We start from the raw sequence: 22485 nt of genomic DNA on the forward strand, positions 1-22485 counted from the left end.
GGTCCAAAACCGAGGTTTAAAGCCTCCGGTTCTATCCGGTTTCTTATTTCATTCTTAACAACCGCTCTATGAAGTATTGAAGCAAGCCAAAAACTACTTACTAAGTAGAGCATCGTCTACTTAATAAGCAGACCCCCCCACTACTTACTAAGTAGACGAGCATCTACTTATCGAGTAGATTTGACCTTACTCGATAAGCAGGTTTTCTTCCACATTCGAATCCTATTCAAACACCAACTCCAACTCATCCAGCAACAACACGCTGCTCGTACTGCCTGTAAAGTAATCGCCATACTTGCTGGCGGAAGCTACAATCAATATATAGGTTGGCTTTGTTGTCTGGTCGCGATATTGCAGGTCGATACGGAACTGCGTATAATCCTTGACTGTTTCGCCCTGAACCAGTTGGCCGAAGGCAAGCAGGCTTTCATTGTTCCAGGTCAGGTCGACAAAGGTTCCTGTATTCGTATTGACAGGAAAAGGAGCTGTCCAATCGGAGAACAACGCCATATAAATATGACAGGAGTCTTTACGACCTTCCAAATCCTTATAGGGATCTTTCGCTTTATCGATCGTGCCGGAATTGTATTTATAGTAGCCACGCAAGGCTGACGGACGACCGGTATACGGACGGCCGAAGTTCAGCGAAGCACCGCTCAGCCCTTCCACTTTGCCGAATGTACCGCAATAAAGGCTACCGGCTGCAAACACACCGGCCACCGTTTTACTTTCCAGACGGGCTGCTTTTCCTTTTACGACATCACTTGTTTCGGGAGAAGTAGGATTGGCTTCACCTACCGCATTCGAGCCCTTGTTGCCTGAATCCCAGAAATAGTTTTCCGCTGTCAGGTCGAGATTAGCATACCAGCTTTTGCCATCTTTGAACCAATCGTCCAACGAGAGATTCGGCACCAACTCCACAGCCTCCGTCGTAAATGTTTTGATATCCTCGGCTACACCATCCACCGTTAACTGATATTCATACACCATGCTTGGTTTAAGATGCGTAAAGACCAACGTGAAGTTTCCTTCTTCATCTATCTCTATTTCGCTGGAAAGCACCTCTTCCCAACCTTCTTCCGAATCGGCCTTTGTCTCCGCCTGCGGTTTACCGCGATAGCGAGCCGAAACCTGTCCGGTCAATGTCTTGCCCGTTACTACCGCCCGTTTCGCCCAAGCGGACAATGAGGTAAACGACATGCCGGCAGGCGGATACGCCACACTCACGGTCCATTCTTCCGTTTCACCGAAAGCCGATACCTGAAATACACGAGGACGGGTGAAATCGGTGACCGCCGATGGTTCGGGTGTCGTTTTTGCAATGCTGCTACCCAGCTGGAAAGTCTCTATTTTCACCTTACGCAAAGAAGGCTGGGCCATTGAATCCACATATATAATTACATTATGCGTATCAGCATCGATCAGGGAAGCCCCCAGCTGGTTGGCAACAGTTACTTTACGCTGTATGTCATGTTCCACCGTCACTTTCCAGGGATAATCCTGATACAAACGAAGCAGAAAAGAAACCGGATTCCTGAAGTTCATCCGCGTATTGACCGTTGCGGGCAAACTGTCTACCGACACAAATCCGGTATCCGGGAAATGCAGGAAGTCTTTGCAGGCAACAGAATCCGGCAGCACGGTCATGCCCGGAGTAACGACCAGCTTTTCCACCCTCAGGTCTCTTAAGTCTAACGTATCCGCCACCTTCACAGAGACGGAAGCCGAAGCCTTATCGATCTTTGCCGAAGTCTGCCCTTCGATGGCGAACTCCTCGATAACCCCTTTGATGGTAGGATAAGGCAGATCGTTTTTCACACAGCCTGCCAGCAACAGACTTAATAAAAAACACAATATATGATTTCTTCCTTTCATGCCCTGTTTTTACAAATAAAAGACAATACCTAAATCGATCGACAACAGATTGATCTTGAAATTAGCGGAACTTGCCGTACGTTTCCCTTTATACACCTGGTCTTTCGTCTGGTCATACCAGTTAAAGTTCAATCCCGCCACATTGACCGAAGCCTCGGCTGCCACGTAATCGTTGATAAAGACAGTCAACCCGGGAGCCAGACCGATATTCAGGTTGTGTTTCAACTGATACATACCGGAAAGATCGATACCCGTACCCGAGCTGCTATTGCTTTCCGAATAACCATACGACACACGTGCCTCATTAAACAATCCGAAACGCTTGCTGTCTCCCAGATTCAGATAGGTACGGATAAAGGCAGCAACCGTATATGTGTTGGATACAGACTTGAAGTTTTCGACCGCAAAGCTCAGATCGTCACCCAGCTCCAACGATATATTACCTATATCCATATTCGAACGCGAATAGGCAAACCGTCCACCGAGACTAATATTATCGCGGATAAAATAGCTTACCAACGGAGTAACCTTAAAGGTATACCCTTCGCTGTTAATATCCTTCAACACAGACAAAAACTCAAAATTCTCATCCACATGTTCGCTATAGGAAAATGTAGTACCGACCATCCATTGCCCTTTCGGAATAAAGGTTTTCATCAGAATGCCCCGGTCGTATTTGTTCTTCTTGGCCAACGCAGGAAAAGAAAAACAGAGAAGCAACAAAACGGTTAAAGATAAGAGTTGTTTCATATTCGTTATTTGTCGTTTATATTTACCGAAACCATATTTCCAACTACCGAAGCTGGAACAGCAGAATCATTGTAGTCGTAAAGCAATTCGAACTCATCCAAAAGCAACCAACTATCCGTCGATCCTTTGAAAAACTCTCCCTTACTGCTTGATGCAGCCATAATAATAAGGTAGACTTTCTCCTCTGCTTTCGGCAATCGAGCATAGACTAACGGAATATTGAACTGTTCATAAGTTGTAACTTCCTGCTGAGTCCTCATCTCGCCATAAGCAATCACGCCACCATCGGTAGGATCAAAAGTTATAACTCCACCAATATTTGTACGCAACGATTCCAAGATATATTGTTTGGTAGTCAATGCCGCATAAATAATTGCTTCATCTGTTTCGTTTGTCGATGTCTCTTTATTATCCACCCAATTGATCTTGCCCGGATGATATTTATACCATCCCTGTAAGGCTGTCGGATAACCATTATGCAGTTGCCCGTACTTCAGCTTAGCCCCTGCCGTAGATACATCTTGCACAGAACCAGAAAATAGACTACCTGCAGAGAACGCACCGATACCAATAGCCCCTGCCCAACGAGAAGTCAGTTTGGCAGCTTTCCCCTGTTTGACATCCGTGCTTTCTCCCTGCAGCAGGACTTCCCCCCCGGATGCAGCACCCCGGTTTCCGGATTCCCAGTACACACCTCCGGAACTATTCACTCCATTTAAGCAAGGATAAGAGACATTTCCTCCGATAGCTCCCTGTCCGCTCCGTGTTCCCCAATCGTCCATATTCAATCCCGGCACCTCCAATGGTTTAGCTAAGCTAAAGCCTGTCGGTTCGCATTTCATCGCACTATTATCCGCCGATTCAATCCAATACGAATAGTCTGTACCCGGTGTCAATCCAACCACCAAAGCCGACAGATTTCCTTCCGCATCTCGCTGGACAACATCTACCTTCTTCGGTTCTCCCTCTGCCGCTTTCAACATGAAATAGCTGGATTCGTCCAGACAGACACCTTTCAATACAGCGAAGTGCGTCCATTTTACAGGCTCTTCCACATAAGCATCCACATCCGGCATTATCTTGAAAGAGAAATCAATGGATGTTTCCTGATTGATATTGTCAAGCAACGTAACCGTGAAAGCATGCACTGTCGGTTTGCGGTCTACCGTCTTCAAATAAGGCAATATCCCCGAAAGATCCAACTCATAGTTGAGATAAAGTTCTTCTTCTTTACCCGCTACCCCCGGCAAACGCGGAAATCCCAACCGAGCAGCCTGCATTGCAACCGTTTCATCGGTCATCTCAAACTCCGCTAATCCGGCTGCCGAAAATACCGGGGAGTTGGTTGTCACCTTAAACGACTGTACACTATTCTTTTTACCGATACGATAAACCAAGCCAACAGTTCCGGCTGCCGGAGGTTCTACCCCGTCCACTATCTCCGGTTGCTGGAATATACCTTCATCCTTAAAACCGCGAAGAAGCAAAGAAGGCTCTCCCTTTTGTGTCAAATCCTCTTTACGGATAAAGATCGGACAGGTTATTTCTTTATGTTCCTCATCAATAGTGATATCGAAATCGATACCGGCATTCGTATCACCCGGTCCCTGGTTATCTATTTCAAACTTAAAAGTATAATGATATTTCGGCTCGATATTCGGATAGACCCGTTTAATGACAAATTCGTTACCATCCCGGTTCACCAGCTTGAGCTTGACCGCCAACTTTTCCGGAGCAAAATATCCGGCACGATATTCGTCACGGGTATAGATCAAAGAGCCGGAAGAATTACTCACTTCCGTTTGATAATCGGTAAAATAATCTTTCAACTGTGAAGCATCTACCGATACTTTTGTATTGTGAATGGTACAAGTCACCTTTGCATTCGTTATCTCGCCTTGTTTCACTTCCACCGTTTCCTGTCCTTGATAGAAAGGAGATTCCCATGCCGCTGTCCCATCATGGTTGGAAGTAACGGCAACCGTATATGTCCCGATCGGCAATATCAACCGTTCGCCTTTTACCTCCTCCAGGTAATCGTTGTAGACTTTCAGCGTATCTTCCTCCCCTTTGATAATAGCTACCCGAAGCGACTCATACGTCACCTCCGACGTAGCCCGGGTTTGCAAAGAAGCATCCTCCTCCACATTCAAATAAAGCATGCCTGTCGGTATTCCCTCTGTCTCGTCTTTACAGGAAAGACAAAAAGCCATCAAGAGGCAAAGAGTGTATCCTATTATCTTTTTATAGTCCATGTTCATCGCTTATTTCTTATTCAACTTTATAGTTGCACTCGTCGTCTCCCCATTCTTGTCTCCCAAAGAAATCTTAAACGAGTTATTCGTATCCATCAGTCCCAAGAAGCCCGATATATCAAACTTCAGGTTTCCTTTATCCCCTTTGGATGGGACTACTAATTTCTTACCTAAGTTAGCCAGAATAGCATTCACTTCATCTACTGAAGACTTATTTAGCAAGTCAAGTGACAAATTGATATCTGCTCCGATCGCCACATCCACACCCAACTGAGACAAGCCTGTCGGTAAATACAAGTTAATCACCACACTTTTAGTAGCAGAAGTAATTGTCTGTGCTTGATTGACATTAAACGACTTGCCATCGATCGTTCCGGTTATACCAATCTTCTGTTGCGTATCCCCTCCCGGTCCGTCTCCACCTCCGGGCGTATCCGTGCCTCCTCCCGGTGTATCCGGTTTTCCCGACTCTTCAAAGACAGAGGGTACTTCAATCACATAGTCCTTTTCCACCAAAGATATATCCACTTTCAACAAGGGGCGAGCTACCGTTTGTGACGAATCGCCCGGTTCTTCCGGATCCTCCGGCAGTTCGGGTTCTTCTCCCTCACCATCACCACCTCCACCCGGTGTATCAGGGGTTTCGGGTTTCATCGGCTCGGTGCCCAATTCTATATATACATTATTATGTTCCAACACAGTCTCTTCTTTGGATAGGTCTACCGAATAGGTACAAGCCTTATTTTCTTTTGTCGTGGCATATACTGTAAAGCGTAAAGTTCCGCTGTTTTTCAGATAAGCAATCCGCTTCTCTTCCGCCGGAATAGTCAACACTCCTAAGCCATTGTCTGCCACGATCGTATAATCCCCTAAAAACTCCTGCTGGAATTTATCAGAAAAGCCAAACTGTATTTTTTTATTTTGTAACCGACAGTTCGTTACCACTTTTGCCACCTCTTTAGCCGAGACCACACAAGTGGTATCACCTGCATAATAGGGTCGGTTGAATCCGGCATTCACATCATCCCCCAGACTAGCCACCACATGATAAAGCCCGGGAGGCAACAACAATTCGCCTGCTTCTTTCAGCTCGGCATACGAGGCGTATGCCTTTACTACTTGCCCTAAACTATCTAAAATGGAAACGCCAAACTCATCCGAGTTCAATGTTTCATCAGCATCCCCTTTAGTTCCCGGTACCGGAATCTCTTTTTCTGCACTTACTTCCAAATCAAGCAAACCGACATTCTCTATCGACACGCCATCTCCCGTTTGCCCGTCTTTTTCACCAAACAGATCTTTCTTCATCTCGCAAGAAAACAAGAAAGAAAGAAATAATAAAAGACTACAATATATTCGTACGTACTTCATCTGTTTATTCTTTTATCTCCTGTGTTACCGATTTCAATGACAAAGCTTCTTCCTGTTCAGCCCCTGCATCCAGGTGTATAACATAATACTCTCCCAATTGCGGGGAGGTGGCAGGCGTATTCAAACTGTTTTTTACGTAATAGGTTCGTTCCGGATACCAGCTATTGGAAGCACCTAGCCTAACTTTCACCTTTACAACCAAAGCTTTACAAGCGTCCAGAAAATAGACAGCCGTCATTTTATCCGGAGTAAACTCTCTGGAAACGATTCCATTGGAGACTGTTACCTGGTAAGAATAGTTATTCGGTTGTTCTTCCATCAACTGCTTGAACTGGTCGGAAACGGCTAGTTCCACACCTATACTCTCAAATGTACAACGAAGAGAGACATTGGATATTTGTTTTTCTTCTACCCTTACTTTATCATTCTCAGCCATAAAATAGGGTATTTCCGTCACACCCTCGGCTGTATCTGTTGTCGTACAGGCTTTAACTGTATATTCTCCCAATGGAAGAACAATAGGTAATCCCCCCTCTTCTTCATTCAACAAATCACCGTACACCTTATCCAGCTTCACGGAATTGTCCTTGTTATCAGTAATCACTATATGTAGGTCTTTAACTGCCAAACCACTGAAATCCGCACTCCGGGTAATGACCGGAACCTTTATTTCAGTAGAATAACCCGCCATCAGTCGCAGACCACCCGTTCCTTCCTCAAAGCCAGTCACCTTGTTTTCCGGCTCGTCACCGCAAGCCGACAAACCCAGCAATACGGCACACAGACAACAGTATAGTATATTTCTTTTCATCTTTTCTTATTCGTATATTAATTCGACGTTGTCAATATAAAGGTTACTACCTTCATGGTGGGTATATCCATCCACCTCCGTACCTAAATTCAGATACGGTTTCAAATTATCAGTTTCTACATCCTCTCTTTCTGAACATTTGGAAGAAGAAGAAAAGACGACATAAATATGAGTCGCTTTCTTTTCATAATTTGTATAATTGATTTTGAAACACATCTCTTCCCAGTCGGTAACAGACTCACCTTTCACCAATTCACCCATACCAAGAACAGACTCCCTTTCACCTTCCCTATTCAACACCACAGCCCAAGCCTTAAAAGAATCACCTTTGACCGGTGTGTATTTATAATAGGCTTTCACATAAGATGGTCGAGAATTAAATGATATACCATAATCATAAGTATCTGTATTTGCATTATGATCATAAGCATAAGAACCTAAGAATAATTTACCTGCCGCTGCATGACGACAAATAGAGACTGTGTTGCCAGCTCCATTATCCCATCCCACCGTCCGTAATCGAACAGCAGTACCACTATATCCTTCGGCATATTTCATAGTCGAAGGGACTCTGTTGTAAGTAGAATTAACATTGCTCTCCTCTGCAAAAGTTTTGACATTGACTGTTGCCCACGACTCCGGATCATTCGCAGTTAATGAGACCCTAGATGCTATTATATTTGCACCATTAAGCATTTTCGAAATAGTTCGTGAGTACCAACTTCCTTCGAACCCTCCATTCGGAATCGTGCCGGTCGTCTCAGTCTCAACCGTTACCTCTTTGCTGATACGTTCATAAACTTTCCCCCTGTTGTATATCGCACGAACAGAATATTTCGTTTTCGGCGTCAAATTACGCAAAGTATCTACCCACTGGGTGCCGGAAGCATCCTTCTTCAACGATTGGTTCGGAAGATCCGTCCAATCACTTCCATTCAAATATTGATAAGTCAACTTATTCTTATTTTCGTTACCCAAGAAATTCGTACGCAAGACGATTCGTTTAGCAAAAGCATCCCCATTACCTGTTACCAATTCAAAATTCGGAGCTTTCACCACAATCTCTTTCGTCACCTCGTCCGTCTTTCCGTTTTTATCTTGCAGATGCAGTTTCAACGAATAAGTAGTACTTCCTCCCTCTTTCGGTGCAGTCAAGAATGTCGTAAACGACTTGAAAACATACAGTTCCAATCGGGAATCGGCAATTTTCTCCACGCCTATGCCATACCCTTCATACAACTTCTTCCGTTCATCATCGTTTGTCAAGCGGAATACCTCATTCAATCCGGCTGAACTTGTCAACGTCAAGGTCGTATGCTCTTCATCGATCAATCCTTCTGCTATTAAAGAGGCTTGCAGCACATCAACCAATTCATCCCCTTCCACCGCTTCGGATGGCAAAGCCAATGCCTGCTCGTCAATAAAGGGAGCGCCGGCCGGTTGAACGACCACAGTCAGACGAATCGTATTGCTTTCGTATGCCTTACCGGTCGCATCGACAGCCTGAAAAACGAAATGATAAGTCACAGGATTATCCGGATCCGCTTGTAAACTCCGGATCGCTTTCAACAAACTGATATATCCCGCCCGGGCATTAGACAAACTGCCGTTTTCAGTCTCTCCGACCATCCAACAATATCCTTGTTTCAATGCCTCGTCCGCTTGTGTGACCAGATCAAGGCTCTCAGCATCTTCCTCCTCTTCGTCACCTATCCAACGTTTTACAGAGAAAGACTTCACTCCACCCGGAATATTAAATCCTACTTGCAGCTCATCATCGAAAACAGATGTTTTTATCTCTATCGAAGCTCCGTTTTCAAATCCTGCCGCACTCAACGTCGGTTTTGACACCTGTTGCCACATAAAATCAGGAATCTTCGTTGTCAGCGCCACCTCTTCCATCGTATCATCCAATACGATATCCAGCCCGATCCCATCCAACGCCTCGCCATCCGTCTTGAACACCAAGCGGACATTCTGGCGGCGTTCCAGTTTTAAAGCAGTCGGCACGTAATATGTTTTTTCTTCTTCTGCGTTTATCTTCTTTAAACGGATACCGATCGCCACGTCTGTTCCCTCTTTGGCCACCTGCATATAAGCCGGCCGCGTTTCTCCTTTGGCAATTTCAAATTCGGTAGTGGCAAAGGTGGAACTTAACAGAGCCGTATAATCGGAATATGCTTCTTTGAAATCATCCGTATATTCGGCAGTAATCCGCACATTCCCCAGCGTACAAGTCATATCCAGCGGAGTGCTCATTCCTTCCTTAATGGTAAATGCCGTACTCCCCTCAAAATAAGGATTTTCAAATGCAGCAGGAAGGTCGTTGCCTTTGGATGCAACTATTGTGTAGGCACCTTCGGGGAGTTCGATCTCGGAAGGCATTTTGTCGAAGCGGTCGTAAGATTTTACTGTATCTTTATCTGTGACGATACGGATCTGGTAATCCTCTACGGTCAGGAATTTCTCGAACTCATCCGAAACAGCTTTCGTCAGATTCGAGTTCACTCCTTTCTTCAGAGAGGTTGTATCAGCAGTCAAACTTAAACGGAGTTTTCCCGAATGGGCGGAAGAACCGTCTTTCCGGTCATCACAAGCAAACAAACCTATTATTAATACAGAAATACATGCAAATAATACCACAGTTCTTGCAGAACTATGTCTTTTCGTCATTTCCATTTCCCTCATCTACCTATTTTTGCGGTTATTGTCTAACCTTAATATTATATACTAATGTGATATGCACTTTTTATCGGGTGCAAAGTAACCTTGAATTATAAAATCCCACAAGGTCTATTTATGCGATTTACTGTCCTTTTTATTAGATATGCCTTAAAACATATTAACTAACTCACTTTATTATATGCGATATAGCACCGGAAAGGATAAATCCGGTGTTCTATTTATAAGAAAAAGACGACATCCTTTGAAAAATAATAAATACATTTGCATCCAGTAAACAAGCAAGCAAATGAACGCAAATATACCCAAGGAGCTACCCAAACTGGACATACCCGAAGACTGGATCGTAGGGATGGATATCAGCCGGGAAATACTGAATATGTACACCAATTTTCCCTGCCGACTGAAGGCCGGTATCTTCGTGCTTTGCATGGGGGGAGAGATCGAGGCTTCGATCGATATGACCCAATATAAGGTAAAAGAGAACGATTTCGTGACAATCATCCCCGGCAGTATCCTTCAGATACACAAGGTAGAAGGCGATCTGAAGATCTTTTTCCTGGGATATTCCTCGCAGTTTATCACGGAAGCAAACGTGATCAAGCCGACGCTCGATATCTTCTATACAATAAAGGCCACGCCTGTCGTCCCGCTGAAAGCGGAAGTCGCCGCCATCATACAGGATCATCTGGCCTTGCTTGCTAAAACGTACCTTACCTTTTACGGGAAAATAAGTAAAGAGGTAATCAAACACATACTTTTCACACTGGTTTACGGACTGGGGGAATTGTACAAAGACATCCGGACGATAAAAACCGTACAGGGCAAAAGCGAAAAGATTGCGCACGACTTCACACAGTTGGTCATGCAATATTACAGCCAGGAACGGAATGTGGCCTTCTATGCCGATAAACTGGGTATTACACAGGCACATCTGAGCACCACGATACGGCAGGTCACAGGGAAAACATGTATGGATATCATTGCGTCGATGGTCATTATGGATGCAAAGGCGCAATTGAAATCGACGGATGTTTCGGTACAAAACATCGCCTATTCGCTCAACTTCACCAATATGTCTTTCTTCGGCAAATACTTTAAACGACATGTCGGCATGGGGCCGCAGGAATACCGGAATAGCTAAGTTCTGCAAGAACTCAGGTACATAATCGCTTTTCCAAGAAAAGTGCGTTCATGCCTTCATATGCCTCATATTCAACTAATACAAAGCAATTTGCAATATGAACGCACTCCATGACCGCATTCATACCGGCCTTCATTCCGCCTTCATCGAAAAGACTAATCCGTGGTGATATTCGAGTCGATGATCAGGCTACCCGGCTCCGGTTCGTCGTTCCCGGCAGGGCGGGTATAGATCGCTATATGGCGGGTGCCGGTCTCCTCGAGCGTGCCATTCTCTACAAACCCGGCCAGGTCTTTCCGTGCCGCATAATCCGAGCAGCCGTTCAATCCGCGATATTTCATAACGGTGATATACGGGTGGCGATCCATATACCATTGCAACCGGCGGTATTTCTCATCGTCGTTGAAAGTACGCAACTTTTCTTCTTTCAAACGGGTAAGCGGCATTGTCTTCAGCCTGTCTTTCAACGTCTGGCTGCACCTGAAGTTTACGTTCTTGAAATGCACCGACTCGCTTCGCAACTCCTTCTTGTCCATCACCGGGCGCGACTGAAGCGAGACGCTGAAAAAGCCCAGCCCTTCGATCTCGACATTATTTCCCGAACGCAGATTTTCCGCCACCAGATCCGTTATCAGTCGAAGTGCACCCGCAATATCGGCCTCCGAGTAAGTAGACCGCTCTTTGCCGTATCGCATCAACTCTCTAATATTGTATGTATTATGAGGAATCAGACGGGGATGCAACGGCATCTCATCGTTCTCGCCTTTGGGGTTGGGGTTTCGCTCCATTCTGTAATTAGCTTCCATATAGTATTCAATTATAGGTTAATATACTAGTGCTTATTGTTTTTGTCCCTACTTAGTAATCTTTTGACAATTGTCGAAAGATTGTTTGCCTATTGCCGAAAGATTATTCGACAGCTGGCAAAAGATCTTATTACAATTGGCGGAAGAATAAGAAGTCGGCATCTAAGATATAAAATATAACGAACAAAACCATAAGATACAACGACTTATTTATTAGTAGCGGACAGAGCAAAAACCGGATAACTATCGGTCGGAGTGTTCTTTAAACCGGATATCACGGTTGTATATTTGCTGACAGAAACATCAAAAATCAATCAATATGGAAGCAACTATTTACAATAGCACGAACAAAAAGATGAAAAAGATTGCGTTGGCAACCTTACTGGAAGAGATGCGGACAGCGCAAAAACAAATTCCGGTAACGGCATTTCGCGAAATGCTGGATTATTGCATGCCGGAGAGCCGGCCGGCCGAAGTGGAGAAGTTACCGGTGACTGTTTTCAGCGGAGTTTACAGCCGGTCGTCGGGCAGCCCCGTCCTAAAGCGGTATACCGGTATCATCCTGGTAGAAATCAATCGGCTTGCCAACCGCTCCGAAGCGGAGAAAATTCGGGGAAAAGCGGCGGAAATTCTCCAAACTTTGGCGGCCTTTGTCGGTTCGAGCGGTAGAAGCGTAAAGATACTGACGCACTTTACGCTACCGGACGGTTCATTGCCGGACGAAGAACGGCAGATCAGGCTGTTTCACGCGCATGCCTATCGCCGGGCGGTCATCTTCTACGGGGAACAATTACAGCAGCCGGTCACGCCGACCAGTGCTTCGCCGTCGAAAGGGGTTCGTTACACGTTCGATCCCGGACTTTATTATAATCCCGACGCGATCGCGATCCGTATGCCCCAACCGCAACAGGAACCGGATGAAATTCAGGCAGAAAACAGGACGAAAGAAAAGAAAGAGCCGCTTCTCCACCTGATGCCGGGTTACGAACGTTACCAGGTCATCGCCCGATTGTATAACGTAGCACTGAAAAAGACACTGGCAACGACGCCGGTTCCCCAAGCGGAAGCCGATAAGCAGGCGTTTCTGGTGAACCTGGCCGAACATTGTTTCCGTAACGAGGTACCGGAAGAGGATGCCGTACGCTGGACATTGCTACATACGGGTTTCCGCAAGTTCGAGCCGGAACTGCGGGAAACGATACATACCTGTTACCTGGTGGAGAAGAATTTCGGCGGCAAGCCGGAGCTTTCGTCCGGACAGGTATTGATGGCGCAGCTGGATGATTTTATGTCGCGCCGCTATGAATTCCGGCGTAACAAACTGAGAGGTGATATGGAATACCGGGAGCAGTGCTCCTTTTGCTTCCGTTTCCGCCCGGTGACGGACGAGGTGATCAACACGATCAGCATAGAGGCACAGAAAGAGGGGATCGAGCTATGGGACAGGGATGTGAAACGTTTTATCTTTTCCACGGCAACGCCTTCTTATGATCCGCTGGATACTTATCTCGGAAATCTGCCGGCCTGGGACGGAAAAGACCGGATACGCAGCCTGGCCGACTCGTTACTGGTGGAAAACGGGATGTGGCGCGACCGTTTTTATATCTGGTTCCTGGGAGTGGTTGCCCAATGGCGGCAGATGGACAGGATGCATGCCAACAGTGTAGTTCCGCTTATCGTGGGGCCGCAGGGATGTGGCAAGTCCACCTGGTGCCGATCGCTCCTACCGCCGGAGTTGCGGGAGTATTATGCCGAAAGTCTCGATTTCAGCAGTCGGCGGGAAGCGGAAATGGCGTTGGGGCGTTTTGCGTTGATCAACCTGGATGAGTTCGATTCGATCAGTTCCAGGCAGCAAGCTTTCCTGAAACATTTATTGCAGAAGCCGGAAGTGAAGATCAGGCAGCCGTACGGACAGAGTATTCACAGTCGACAACGGTATGGCTCGTTCATGGCGACCTGCAACAACCTCGACCTGCTGGCCGACCCGACAGGTAGCCGCCGTTTCCTTTGTATCGAGCTGAACGGGCAGATCGATAACAGCCGGACAATCTGTTACGAGCAATTGTATGCACAGGCACTGGATGCGCTGAAGCGTGGCGAACGGTATTGGTTCACGCATGAGGAAGAGGTCGCTATCATGCAGGACAACAGAAGATTTCAGCAATGCCCGGCGGAAGAGCAGTTGCTCCTTCAATATTACCGGAAAGCGGAATCGGGAGAGGAAGGCCTTTGGCTGTCGGCCACCGAGATGCTGCTGGATATGCAAAAACGTAGCGGCGTGCATCTAAGCAGAACCAATATGAACACCTTCGCCCGCGTCCTCATAAAGAACGAAATAGCGAAAAGACATACGATGCGGGGCAATCTCTGGCATGTAATAAAAGTTTGATGAAGCCCCTATGAAGGCCCCATGAACCCGGAATGAAAACCGGGTTCATGGGCTATTCCTTATTAATTAAAAGCTAGAAGAGAGATGAAGGCACTGAAGGCTGAAAGGTTATGTGCTATCAGGGAATAGGCTTCAAATCAACCGTTAGCCCTAATGCATTCGCAATATGCAAAAAGCTGGATAGTTGCATATCCGTTTCACCTTTCTCGATTTTTGCAATATAAGCACGTTCTTTTCCTATGCGTTCCGCCAGCTGTTTCTGAGTCAAATTCAATTCCTTCCGACGATCGCGAAGTATCTCGCCATAATACCAGGCTAAGGCCTTTGCCTGAAAAGCTTCACGCTCCGGAGTGCCGTATTCACCATACTCTTCTACCAGCCTTTTAGTAAAGCTCAACAGCTTGGTTTTATTTTCTACTATTATATCTCCCATAAGTTATATTTATCAATAAGTTTCAATGCTTTCTTTATTTGCTTTTCATAGTCCTTGGTTGACTTTTTCAGGAAACCATTCAAAAGAACAACTTTGGTTGAGAGGATAACATTCCTATCGTCTACTGTAAACAGTATTGTCCGATATTCATTATTGCCTATCGAAATCCGCATTTCATACAAAGGTAACTAATTAATTACATTTCACCCAATAAAAACAACTCTATTTTTCCTACAATCCCCAGCTCTCCCTATCCAGATTACGGTAATTGATAGCCTCGGCCAGGTGGCGGGCTTCTATCTTTTCAGAGCCGTCGAGGTCGGCGATGGTACGGGAAACTTTGAGGATACGGTCGTAGGCACGGGCGGAAAGGCTCAGGCGTTGCATGGCTGTTTTGAGAAGAGCCAGCCCGGCAGCATCGGGGACAGCATATGTATGAAGAAGTTGAGTGCTCATCTGGGCATTACAATAGATACCTTCGTGACCGGCAAAACGTTTTTCCTGGACGGAGCGAGCTTTGATCACCCGCTCACGGACATCGGCACTCGACTCGGAAGGACGTTGTTCGGAGATCTTTTCGAAAGGAACAGGCACGATCTCCACCTGTATATCTATCCGATCCAGCAACGGCCCCGAAACACGGTTCATATACTTCTGCACCGCACCCGGTGGACAAAGACAGGGACGGTCGGGATGGTTGTAATATCCGCAGGGACAGGGATTCATGGAAGCAACCAGCATAAAGCTGGCCGGATAATCGACCGAGAAACGGGCACGGGAAACCGTTATCTTCCGGTCTTCCAACGGCTGACGCATCACTTCAAGGACACTCCGGTTGAACTCCGGCAATTCATCCAGGAAAAGCACACCGTTATGCGCCAGGCTCACCTCTCCCGGTTGCGGATAAGCACCGCCACCTACCATCGCCACATTCGAAATGGTATGATGCGGGGAACGGAACGGCCGTTGCACCATCAGGGATGTCTCCACCCCTATTTTCCCGGCAACGGAATGGATCTTTGTCGTTTCGAGCGATTCGTGCAAAGTGAACGGGGGAAGGATTGTAGGCAGGCGTTTCGCCAACATCGACTTACCGCTCCCCGGCGGGCCGATCATGATCAGGTTATGACCGCCTGCCGCAGCTACTTCCAAGGCACGTTTCACATTCTCCTGTCCACGTACATCGGAAAAGTCGAATTCGAACTGTTGCTGACGGGCGTAAAACTCTTCCCGCGTATTGACAACGGTAGGTTGCAGGTCGCGTCTGCCGGCAATAAACTCGATCACTTCTTTGATATTCTCCGCACCATACACATCCAGGTCATTCACGACAGCCGCTTCACGGGCGTTCTGCTTCGGAAGGATAAATCCCTTAAAACCCTCCTCCCGTGCTTTGATCGCTATCGGAAGGACTCCTTTTACCGGTTGCAGACTACCATCCAGCGACAGTTCCCCCATCAGCAGAAAACGATCCAGACGCGACGCATCCAGCTCTTCGGCAGCGGCCAGTATACCGATAGCCAGCGGCAGGTCGTACGACGAACCTTCCTTCCGGATATCGGCAGGTGCCATATTAATAACGAGACGGTTGCGGGGGAATTTATACCCGCTCACCTGAAGTGCGGAAATGATACGTTCGTGACTTTCGCGTACAGCGACATCGGGAAGGCCTACCAGAAAGAACTGGATGCCTTTTGTACAATTCACCTCAATGGTTACGATGGTTGCAGAAATGCCCTGCACGGCAGCAGCGTAAGATTTTACTAACATAATTAAAAGGTTTTTGGTTGAAAGTTTATAATTCGTTATCTCATCATTCTACCAGTTTTTCGAGTGTTTGTTCGATTTCCAGGCCGTTGTCCGTTTTCATGATGATCTTACCATCCTCATCGATCAGGAAACAGCGCGGAAGCGCATTTACATTATACAGGTCGACCAGCATAGTAGCCTGACCGGCCGAGTCGGTCACCAGGTTCCAGTCGATACTGTCTTTAGCCAACAACTTACGGACTTCCTTCGGATCATCATCCAGACTGACCAGTAACATTTCGACCTTGTCTTTCGGATATTTCATAGCGACCTTATCCAAAAGCAGATCTTCCGTCTGGCACATATCGCACCACGGAGCTGTAAAAGCCAGCAATAAATAACGTTTGGGGAAAGAATCCAGGCTTACGGTATGCCCGTAGATATTCTTCACATTAAATCCCGGAGCTTCAGCCCCCAGCGAAGTACGCTGCGCCTTGGCACTATACTCCTGCAATTTACGGATCAGGTAGAAATCCTTCAGCTTCGGACTCAGCACCGCCAAGAGTTCGTCCATCTTGCGGGTATCGTCCGGATTCATAAAGAAATACTGCAAAAGGACAGCCGAAGCCTCTTCATCCGGATGCTCCTGGATATAGGCCTGAGCACGCTCACTCAGCGAATGGGTTACATTCGTCAGGCGGGAAGGAATATCCGTCTCCTCTATTGTATTGGTATGATTACTCTTATTATTCAGGATATTGATCAAATCAGCCTGTTCCTTCAGCAAGGGGTTGACGCCTTTACGGAAAACCGTCAACTGGTCGTTAATACGTCCGCCTTTTACCTGCAACAGAGCCGGATAAAGGGCATCACCCGTTATCGTCACTTTCTCGCCCGGTATCAGGTAAGCCGTTGCCCAGCGCTTTTTATGATCAAAGAAGATAGTTACCGTATTGAAGTCGCCTTCACTCCGTTTGATAGAGAACTGTCCGGGTTTTTCGCAGGTGATGGTATCGACTACTTTATAACTGTCATTCTCAAAAACGGCATATAGCGTCTCATCTTCCAGATTAGACAATTTGCCTTCAATCCGGTAAGGGACGTCCCCGCCGCATGACGACAAGAACAATACGACTCCGAAAAACAGTAATAAACGTTTAATCATTATACCTTAAAACCCCACATTAACAGATAATATGCGGTAAAGATAGCAATAGAAATTAAAATACGCTAACAATTATAATAAAATTCATTCAAATATATAAAAAAAAGCGTAGAACATGATGTTCTACGCTTTTCAATAGCTTTATTCTTAACCTTTGATAAAAACTTATCTCCGGTAGGGAAATTACAATTTCGGACCAGCAGCAACCAAAGCCTTACCAGCTTCGTTACCAGTGAACTTAGCGAAGTTCTTCTGGAAGCGGCCTGCCAAATCTTTAGCTTTTTCGTCCCACTGAGCAGCGTCAGCATAAGTGTCGCGAGGATCAAGGATCTTCGGATCAACACCCGGAAGTTCTGTAGGAACAACGAAGTCGAAATAAGGAATAACCTTAGTCGGAGCTTTGTCGATAGAACCGTCCAGGATAGCGTCGATGATACCACGAGTATCTTTGATAGAGATACGTTTGCCGCTACCGTTCCAACCTGTGTTAACCAGATAAGCCTTAGCACCAGCCATTTCCATTTTCTTAACCAGTTCCTGACCGTATTTAGTCGGGTGCAATGACAAGAAAGCAGCACCGAAACAAGCTGAGAATGTAGGAGTCGGTTCAGTGATACCACGTTCTGTACCAGCCAATTTAGCTGTGAAACCAGAAAGGAAGTAGTACTGAGTCTGTTCCGGAGTCAGGATAGATACCGGGGGTAATACACCGAATGCATCAGCAGACAGGAAGATAACCTGTTTTGCGTGCGGACCTTTAGAAACCGGCTTAACGATGTTTTCGATATGATAGATAGGATAAGAAACGCGAGTGTTTTCTGTAACTGACTTGTCAGAGAAGTCAATAGCGCCGTTAGCGTCTACTGTACAGTTTTCCAACAGAGCGTCACGTTTGATAGCGTTCCAGATATCCGGTTCGTTTTCTTTGCTCAAGTTGATAGTCTTAGCGTAGCAACCACCTTCGAAGTTGAATACACCGTCGTTATCCCATCCGTGTTCGTCATCACCGATCAACAGACGTTTCGGGTCTGTAGACAATGTAGTCTTACCTGTACCTGACAAACCGAAGAAGATAGCTGAGCTCTTGCCTTCTTTGTCTGTGTTAGCAGAACAGTGCATAGAAGCCATACCCTGCAGCGGCAACAGATAGTTCATGTAAGAGAACATACCTTTCTTCATTTCACCACCATACCAAGTGTTTAGGATAACCTGGATCTTTTCAGTCAGGTTGAATACTACAGCAGTTTCTGAGTTCAAGCCCAGTTCTTTGTAGTTTTCAACTTTAGCCTTAGAAGCATTCATGATAACGAAATCAGGTTCACCGAAGTTAGCCAGTTCTTCAGCTGAAGGACGGATGAACATGTTTGTTACGAAATGAGCCTGCCATGCTACTTCCATGATGAAACGCAGTTTCAGACGGCTGTTTTCGTTAGCACCGCAGAATGCGTCAACAACGAACAATCTTTTGTTAGAAAGTTCTTTTGTTGCTAATTCTTTACACGCCTTCCAGCATTTTTCGTCTACTGGTTTGTTATCATTTTTATATTCTTCAGATGTCCACCATACAGTGTTTTCGCTGGTAGCATCCTTTACAAAGAATTTATCTTTAGGAGAACGTCCTGTATAAACGCCAGTCATAACGTTTACAGCACCCATATCAGTTACCTGACCTTTTTCGAAACCTTCCAGACCTGGTTTTGTTTCTTCTGCGAACAGAACTTCATAAGACGGATTGTGTACAATTTCTGTTACACCAGTAATTCCGTACTTGCTTAAATCTAAATTAGCCATTCTTGATAATAATTTAAATGATTGACTTTATATAACTTTTCTCTCTCTCGAAATTAAAAACAGCAGGGCTCTGATACCTACTTGTAACTTGCTGTTACCCCGCCTTGTTAAGACCGGTACAAAAGTAATATTTTTTTTAATTGCTGATACTCTATTAAGGAAATTTTTCAGTAATAATTGCTCTTTTCCATGCAATTAACAAATACACTAGTCTATTTGCAAACCAGACCTTACAATATAGAACAAAAATGTCAGTTCAAGTGTTCAGGCACAGTACTATCTGAAATAAAAAAGGCGATCATCCGACCGCCTTTTCCATCTTATTTTACTTCCCAGATCTCACCCTGCATAAGCAAATCTTTCAGCTTACGGGTCGGATTTTTCGTCTGTACTTCCTCTATCTGCTGATGAACAGCCTGGTCGTATACCGGAGCTTCCACATCGCGGATAACTCCCAGTGCGATAGGCATATCGTCTTTCATCATAGCCAGCATCATATGGAGAGTCGTATCTTTCTCATGGGCATCATGAACCAGAATATCATCCATCGTATAGCCGTCTTCACCGATCGTAACAACTTTCAGCTTCAAGCCGTCCAATACAAGGCCTTTATTACCGTCTTTTCCGAAGACCATCTTTTCGCCGTGACGCAGGAAGATAGTACGGTCTGCACGGAATTCCTTATCGACGATACTTTTGTGGATACCGTCGTTAAAGATCACACAGTTGACCAATACTTCGGTAACGGAAGCACCTTTATGGCGGGCTGAAGCAGCCAACACTTCGGTTGTATTCTTCAGGTCTACATCGATCACACGGGCAAAGAAGTTTCCGCGTGCACCCAAAGCCAGTTCGGCCGGGATAAACGGATCTTCCACTGTTCCGTAAGGAGAACTCTTGGAGACGAAACCGCGTTCGGATGTCGGAGAGTATTGACCTTTTGTCAGACCATAGATCTTATTGTTGAACAGAACAATGTTCAAATCGATGTTACGGCGTACGGCATGGATGAAATGGTTACCACCGATAGCCAGACAGTCGCCGTCACCTGTGATCAACCATACGCTCAGGTCGGGACGAGCCGTCTTTACACCTGTTGCAATAGCAGCACCACGTCCATGAATGGTATGGAAGCCGTAAGTATTCATATAATAAGGTAAACGGGAAGAACACCCGATACCCGAGATAACGGCCATATTGTGAGGAGCCACTCCTACTTCAGCCATTGCTTTGTGTAAGCAGTTCAATACGGCATGGTCTCCACAACCCGGACACCAACGTACATACTGGTCGCTCTTATAATCTTTCGGTTCGAATTTTATATCTGTCATTTTTTAAGCCTCCAATATTTTAGTGAATTCCTCAACTAATCTCGCAACAAAAAAAGGCTGGCCTTTTACGCGATTGAATCTGTACGGATTGAATCCGGGAACTTTACCACGCAGGTAGTTGGCAAACTGTCCGTTATTCTGCTCGGCAACAACGACTTTCTTAAACTTGGAAAGTACTTCAACCGTGTTCTTCGGCAGCGGGCTGATGAACTTGAAGTGAGCCATCGCAACCTTCTTGCCTTGTTTCTGCATGGTCTCCATTGCTTCATACAAGTGTCCGTAGGTTCCTCCCCATCCTACCAGCAGCAGGTCGGCATCGGGATCACCGATCACTTCCAGTTCAGGGATATAATCGGCAATCTTGTCGATCTTTGCCTGGCGGGTAGAAACCATCTTCTGGTGGTTGATCGGATCCGTTGAGATCGCACTTGTTTCGTAGTCTTTTTCCAGACCACCCAGACGGTGTGCGAAACCTTCCATACCCGGGATAGCCCAGTAACGAACCAGACTTTCTTTATCACGGCGGTATGCTTTCCACACCTTTTCTTCCGTATAGTTAGATACGTAATTCGGTTTGATTTCCGGATACTTGTCTAGATCAGGCAGTTTCCATGCAGACGAACCGTTTGCAATGAAAGCATCTGTCAACAGGATAACCGGAGTCATATGTTCAACAGCCAGTTTACCTGCCCAGTAAGCAGCATCGAAACAGTCTGTCGGAGTAGAAGCGGCAATCACAACCAGCGGACTTTCACCGTTACGGCCGTAAAGCGCCTGCATCAGGTCGGTTTGTTCACTCTTGGTAGGCATACCTGTGGAAGGGCCGCCACGCTGTACGTCGATGATCACCAAAGGTATTTCGGCTATAACAGCCAGACCGATAGCTTCACTCTTCAGAGCCAGCCCCGGGCCGGAAGTGGAAGTAGCAGCCAGGCTACCGGCAAAACTGGCACCGATAGCAGTACAGATACCGGCTATTTCATCTTCAGCCTGTACAGTAACGACTCCCAGGTCTTTGCGTTTTGATAATTCATGCAGGATGTCTGTAGCGGGGGTAATAGGATAACTTCCCAGGAACAACTGCAAGCCGGACTTTTCGGCAGCGGCAATCAACCCGAGGGAAGTAGCCTTATTTCCGTTTACATCCGTATAGAACCCCGGTTCTGCCTTTTCGCTTTCGATACGATAGGTGGAAACCGTTGCGTGGATATTGTGTCCGTAGTTATAACCGTCGGTCAAGACTTTGATATTAGCCTTTGCGATAGCCGGCTTTTTAGCGAACTTATTCTGGAGCATGTTCATAGCCTCTTCCAGAGGACGGTCGAACAACCAGCAAACAAGTCCTAAAGCGAACATATTCTTACAACGCAGAGCAGCCTTATTATCCAGGCCGTATTCAGCCAGTCCGTCTTTCACCATTGTGGAGATCGGGGCGGCAACCACCTGCACACTTCCCAGACCTAATTCCTTGAATGGATCGTCGGTAGTGAACAATGCTTTGTCGAGATCAGCCTTTTTGAAAGAATCGGTATCTATGATAACAATCGCATTCTGTTTGATATTCTTTACATTAACCTTCAGGGCGGCCGGATTCATTGCTACCAATACATCTGCCTTATCTCCCGGAGTAAAGATCTTGCGCGATCCCAGATGCACCTGGAATCCCGATACACCACTAAGTGTTCCCTGTGGAGCACGAATTTCTGCCGGATAGTCGGGGAATGTAGAGATCTCATTTCCGAGGATAGCCGACAGATTTGAAAAGATTGTTCCGGTCAACTGCATACCGTCTCCGGAGTCTCCGGAGAAACGAACTACAACCTGTTCCAAAGTTGTTACTTTTGTCTGTTCTGCCATAATTACTTATATTAGCTTTAATCGCTTGTTTGTAGTTAGATTTCCGCAAAGTAAAGAATAAACTTGGCTAGTTCAA

The 22485-nt window shown here is 46.0% G+C and carries 16 protein-coding genes; 2 read left to right on the forward strand and 14 right to left on the reverse strand.

What is annotated here, in order from left to right:
- Positions 1-222: 222 nt before the first annotated feature.
- From HMPREF1536_RS07885 to HMPREF1536_RS07910, 6 genes are read right to left on the reverse strand one after another with little or no spacing between them, the layout of a single operon-like run.
- Positions 223-1875: a PCMD domain-containing protein gene (locus HMPREF1536_RS07885; RefSeq protein WP_028726495.1), complete on the reverse strand. Its 1653-nt coding sequence runs from the start codon at positions 1873-1875 to the stop codon at positions 223-225.
- A gap of 9 nt (positions 1876-1884) precedes the next feature.
- Complete coding sequence (locus HMPREF1536_RS07890; protein WP_028726496.1) at positions 1885-2625, reverse strand: hypothetical protein; 741 nt, start codon at positions 2623-2625, stop codon at positions 1885-1887.
- Between the two features lie 5 nt (positions 2626-2630).
- Positions 2631-4886 carry a DUF4493 domain-containing protein gene (locus tag HMPREF1536_RS07895; RefSeq protein ID WP_081693252.1) on the reverse strand — a complete coding sequence of 752 codons (2256 nt, stop codon included), beginning with the start codon at positions 4884-4886 and terminating at the stop codon, positions 2631-2633.
- A gap of 3 nt (positions 4887-4889) precedes the next feature.
- Positions 4890-6251: a DUF4493 domain-containing protein gene (locus HMPREF1536_RS07900; protein ID WP_028726498.1), complete on the reverse strand. Its 1362-nt coding sequence runs from the start codon at positions 6249-6251 to the stop codon at positions 4890-4892.
- Between the two features lie 4 nt (positions 6252-6255).
- Entirely contained in the window at positions 6256-7062 is an 807-nt protein-coding gene (locus tag HMPREF1536_RS07905; protein ID WP_028726499.1) for a DUF4493 domain-containing protein, read from the reverse strand.
- Between the two features lie 6 nt (positions 7063-7068).
- A complete protein-coding gene (locus HMPREF1536_RS07910) occupies positions 7069-9750 on the reverse strand; it encodes a DUF4493 domain-containing protein (protein WP_081693253.1) in 2682 nt (893 codons plus the stop codon).
- Between the two features lie 295 nt (positions 9751-10045).
- Between HMPREF1536_RS07910 and HMPREF1536_RS07915 the strand changes: the two genes are divergently transcribed.
- Positions 10046-10888: a helix-turn-helix domain-containing protein gene (locus HMPREF1536_RS07915; protein ID WP_028726501.1), complete on the forward strand. Its 843-nt coding sequence runs from the start codon at positions 10046-10048 to the stop codon at positions 10886-10888.
- A 155-nt stretch (positions 10889-11043) separates the two neighbouring features.
- Here HMPREF1536_RS07915 and HMPREF1536_RS07920 read toward each other — a convergent pair whose 3' ends face one another.
- Complete coding sequence (locus HMPREF1536_RS07920) at positions 11044-11694, reverse strand: HU family DNA-binding protein (RefSeq protein WP_028726502.1); 651 nt, start codon at positions 11692-11694, stop codon at positions 11044-11046.
- Positions 11695-12013: 319 nt separating this feature from the next.
- Between HMPREF1536_RS07920 and HMPREF1536_RS07925 the strand changes: the two genes are divergently transcribed.
- Positions 12014-14083: a VapE domain-containing protein gene (locus HMPREF1536_RS07925; protein ID WP_028726503.1), complete on the forward strand. Its 2070-nt coding sequence runs from the start codon at positions 12014-12016 to the stop codon at positions 14081-14083.
- Positions 14084-14201: 118 nt separating this feature from the next.
- Here HMPREF1536_RS07925 and HMPREF1536_RS07930 read toward each other — a convergent pair whose 3' ends face one another.
- The 7 genes from HMPREF1536_RS07930 to HMPREF1536_RS07960 form a co-directional block, all read right to left on the reverse strand.
- Complete coding sequence (locus tag HMPREF1536_RS07930; protein WP_044191441.1) at positions 14202-14516, reverse strand: helix-turn-helix domain-containing protein; 315 nt, start codon at positions 14514-14516, stop codon at positions 14202-14204.
- Positions 14504-14689 carry a type II toxin-antitoxin system RelE/ParE family toxin gene (locus HMPREF1536_RS07935; RefSeq protein WP_052349776.1) on the reverse strand — a complete coding sequence of 62 codons (186 nt, stop codon included), beginning with the start codon at positions 14687-14689 and terminating at the stop codon, positions 14504-14506. The genes HMPREF1536_RS07930 and HMPREF1536_RS07935 overlap by 13 nt, the downstream gene beginning before the upstream one ends.
- A gap of 58 nt (positions 14690-14747) precedes the next feature.
- A complete protein-coding gene (locus HMPREF1536_RS07940) occupies positions 14748-16286 on the reverse strand; it encodes a YifB family Mg chelatase-like AAA ATPase (protein WP_028726505.1) in 1539 nt (512 codons plus the stop codon).
- 43 nt (positions 16287-16329) lie between these two features.
- Positions 16330-17430 (reverse strand): TlpA disulfide reductase family protein, encoded by a 1101-nt coding sequence (locus tag HMPREF1536_RS07945; protein WP_028726506.1) that lies wholly within the window; start codon positions 17428-17430, stop codon positions 16330-16332.
- A gap of 183 nt (positions 17431-17613) precedes the next feature.
- Positions 17614-19221 (reverse strand): phosphoenolpyruvate carboxykinase (ATP), encoded by a 1608-nt coding sequence (gene pckA, locus HMPREF1536_RS07950; RefSeq protein ID WP_028726507.1) that lies wholly within the window; start codon positions 19219-19221, stop codon positions 17614-17616.
- Between the two features lie 320 nt (positions 19222-19541).
- The gene (locus HMPREF1536_RS07955; RefSeq protein WP_028726508.1) at positions 19542-20552 is read right to left on the reverse strand and encodes a 2-oxoacid:ferredoxin oxidoreductase subunit beta; all 1011 of its coding nucleotides are present in this window, start codon (positions 20550-20552) and stop codon (positions 19542-19544) included.
- Between the two features lie 3 nt (positions 20553-20555).
- On the reverse strand, positions 20556-22409 hold the full coding sequence (locus tag HMPREF1536_RS07960) for a 2-oxoacid:acceptor oxidoreductase subunit alpha (protein ID WP_028726509.1): 1854 nt from the start codon (positions 22407-22409) through the stop codon (positions 20556-20558).
- Positions 22410-22485: the final 76 nt, after the last annotated feature.

The sequence above is a fragment of the Parabacteroides gordonii MS-1 = DSM 23371 genome, assembly GCF_000969825.1.
Taxonomy (GTDB): Bacteria; Bacteroidota; Bacteroidia; order Bacteroidales; family Tannerellaceae; genus Parabacteroides; species Parabacteroides gordonii.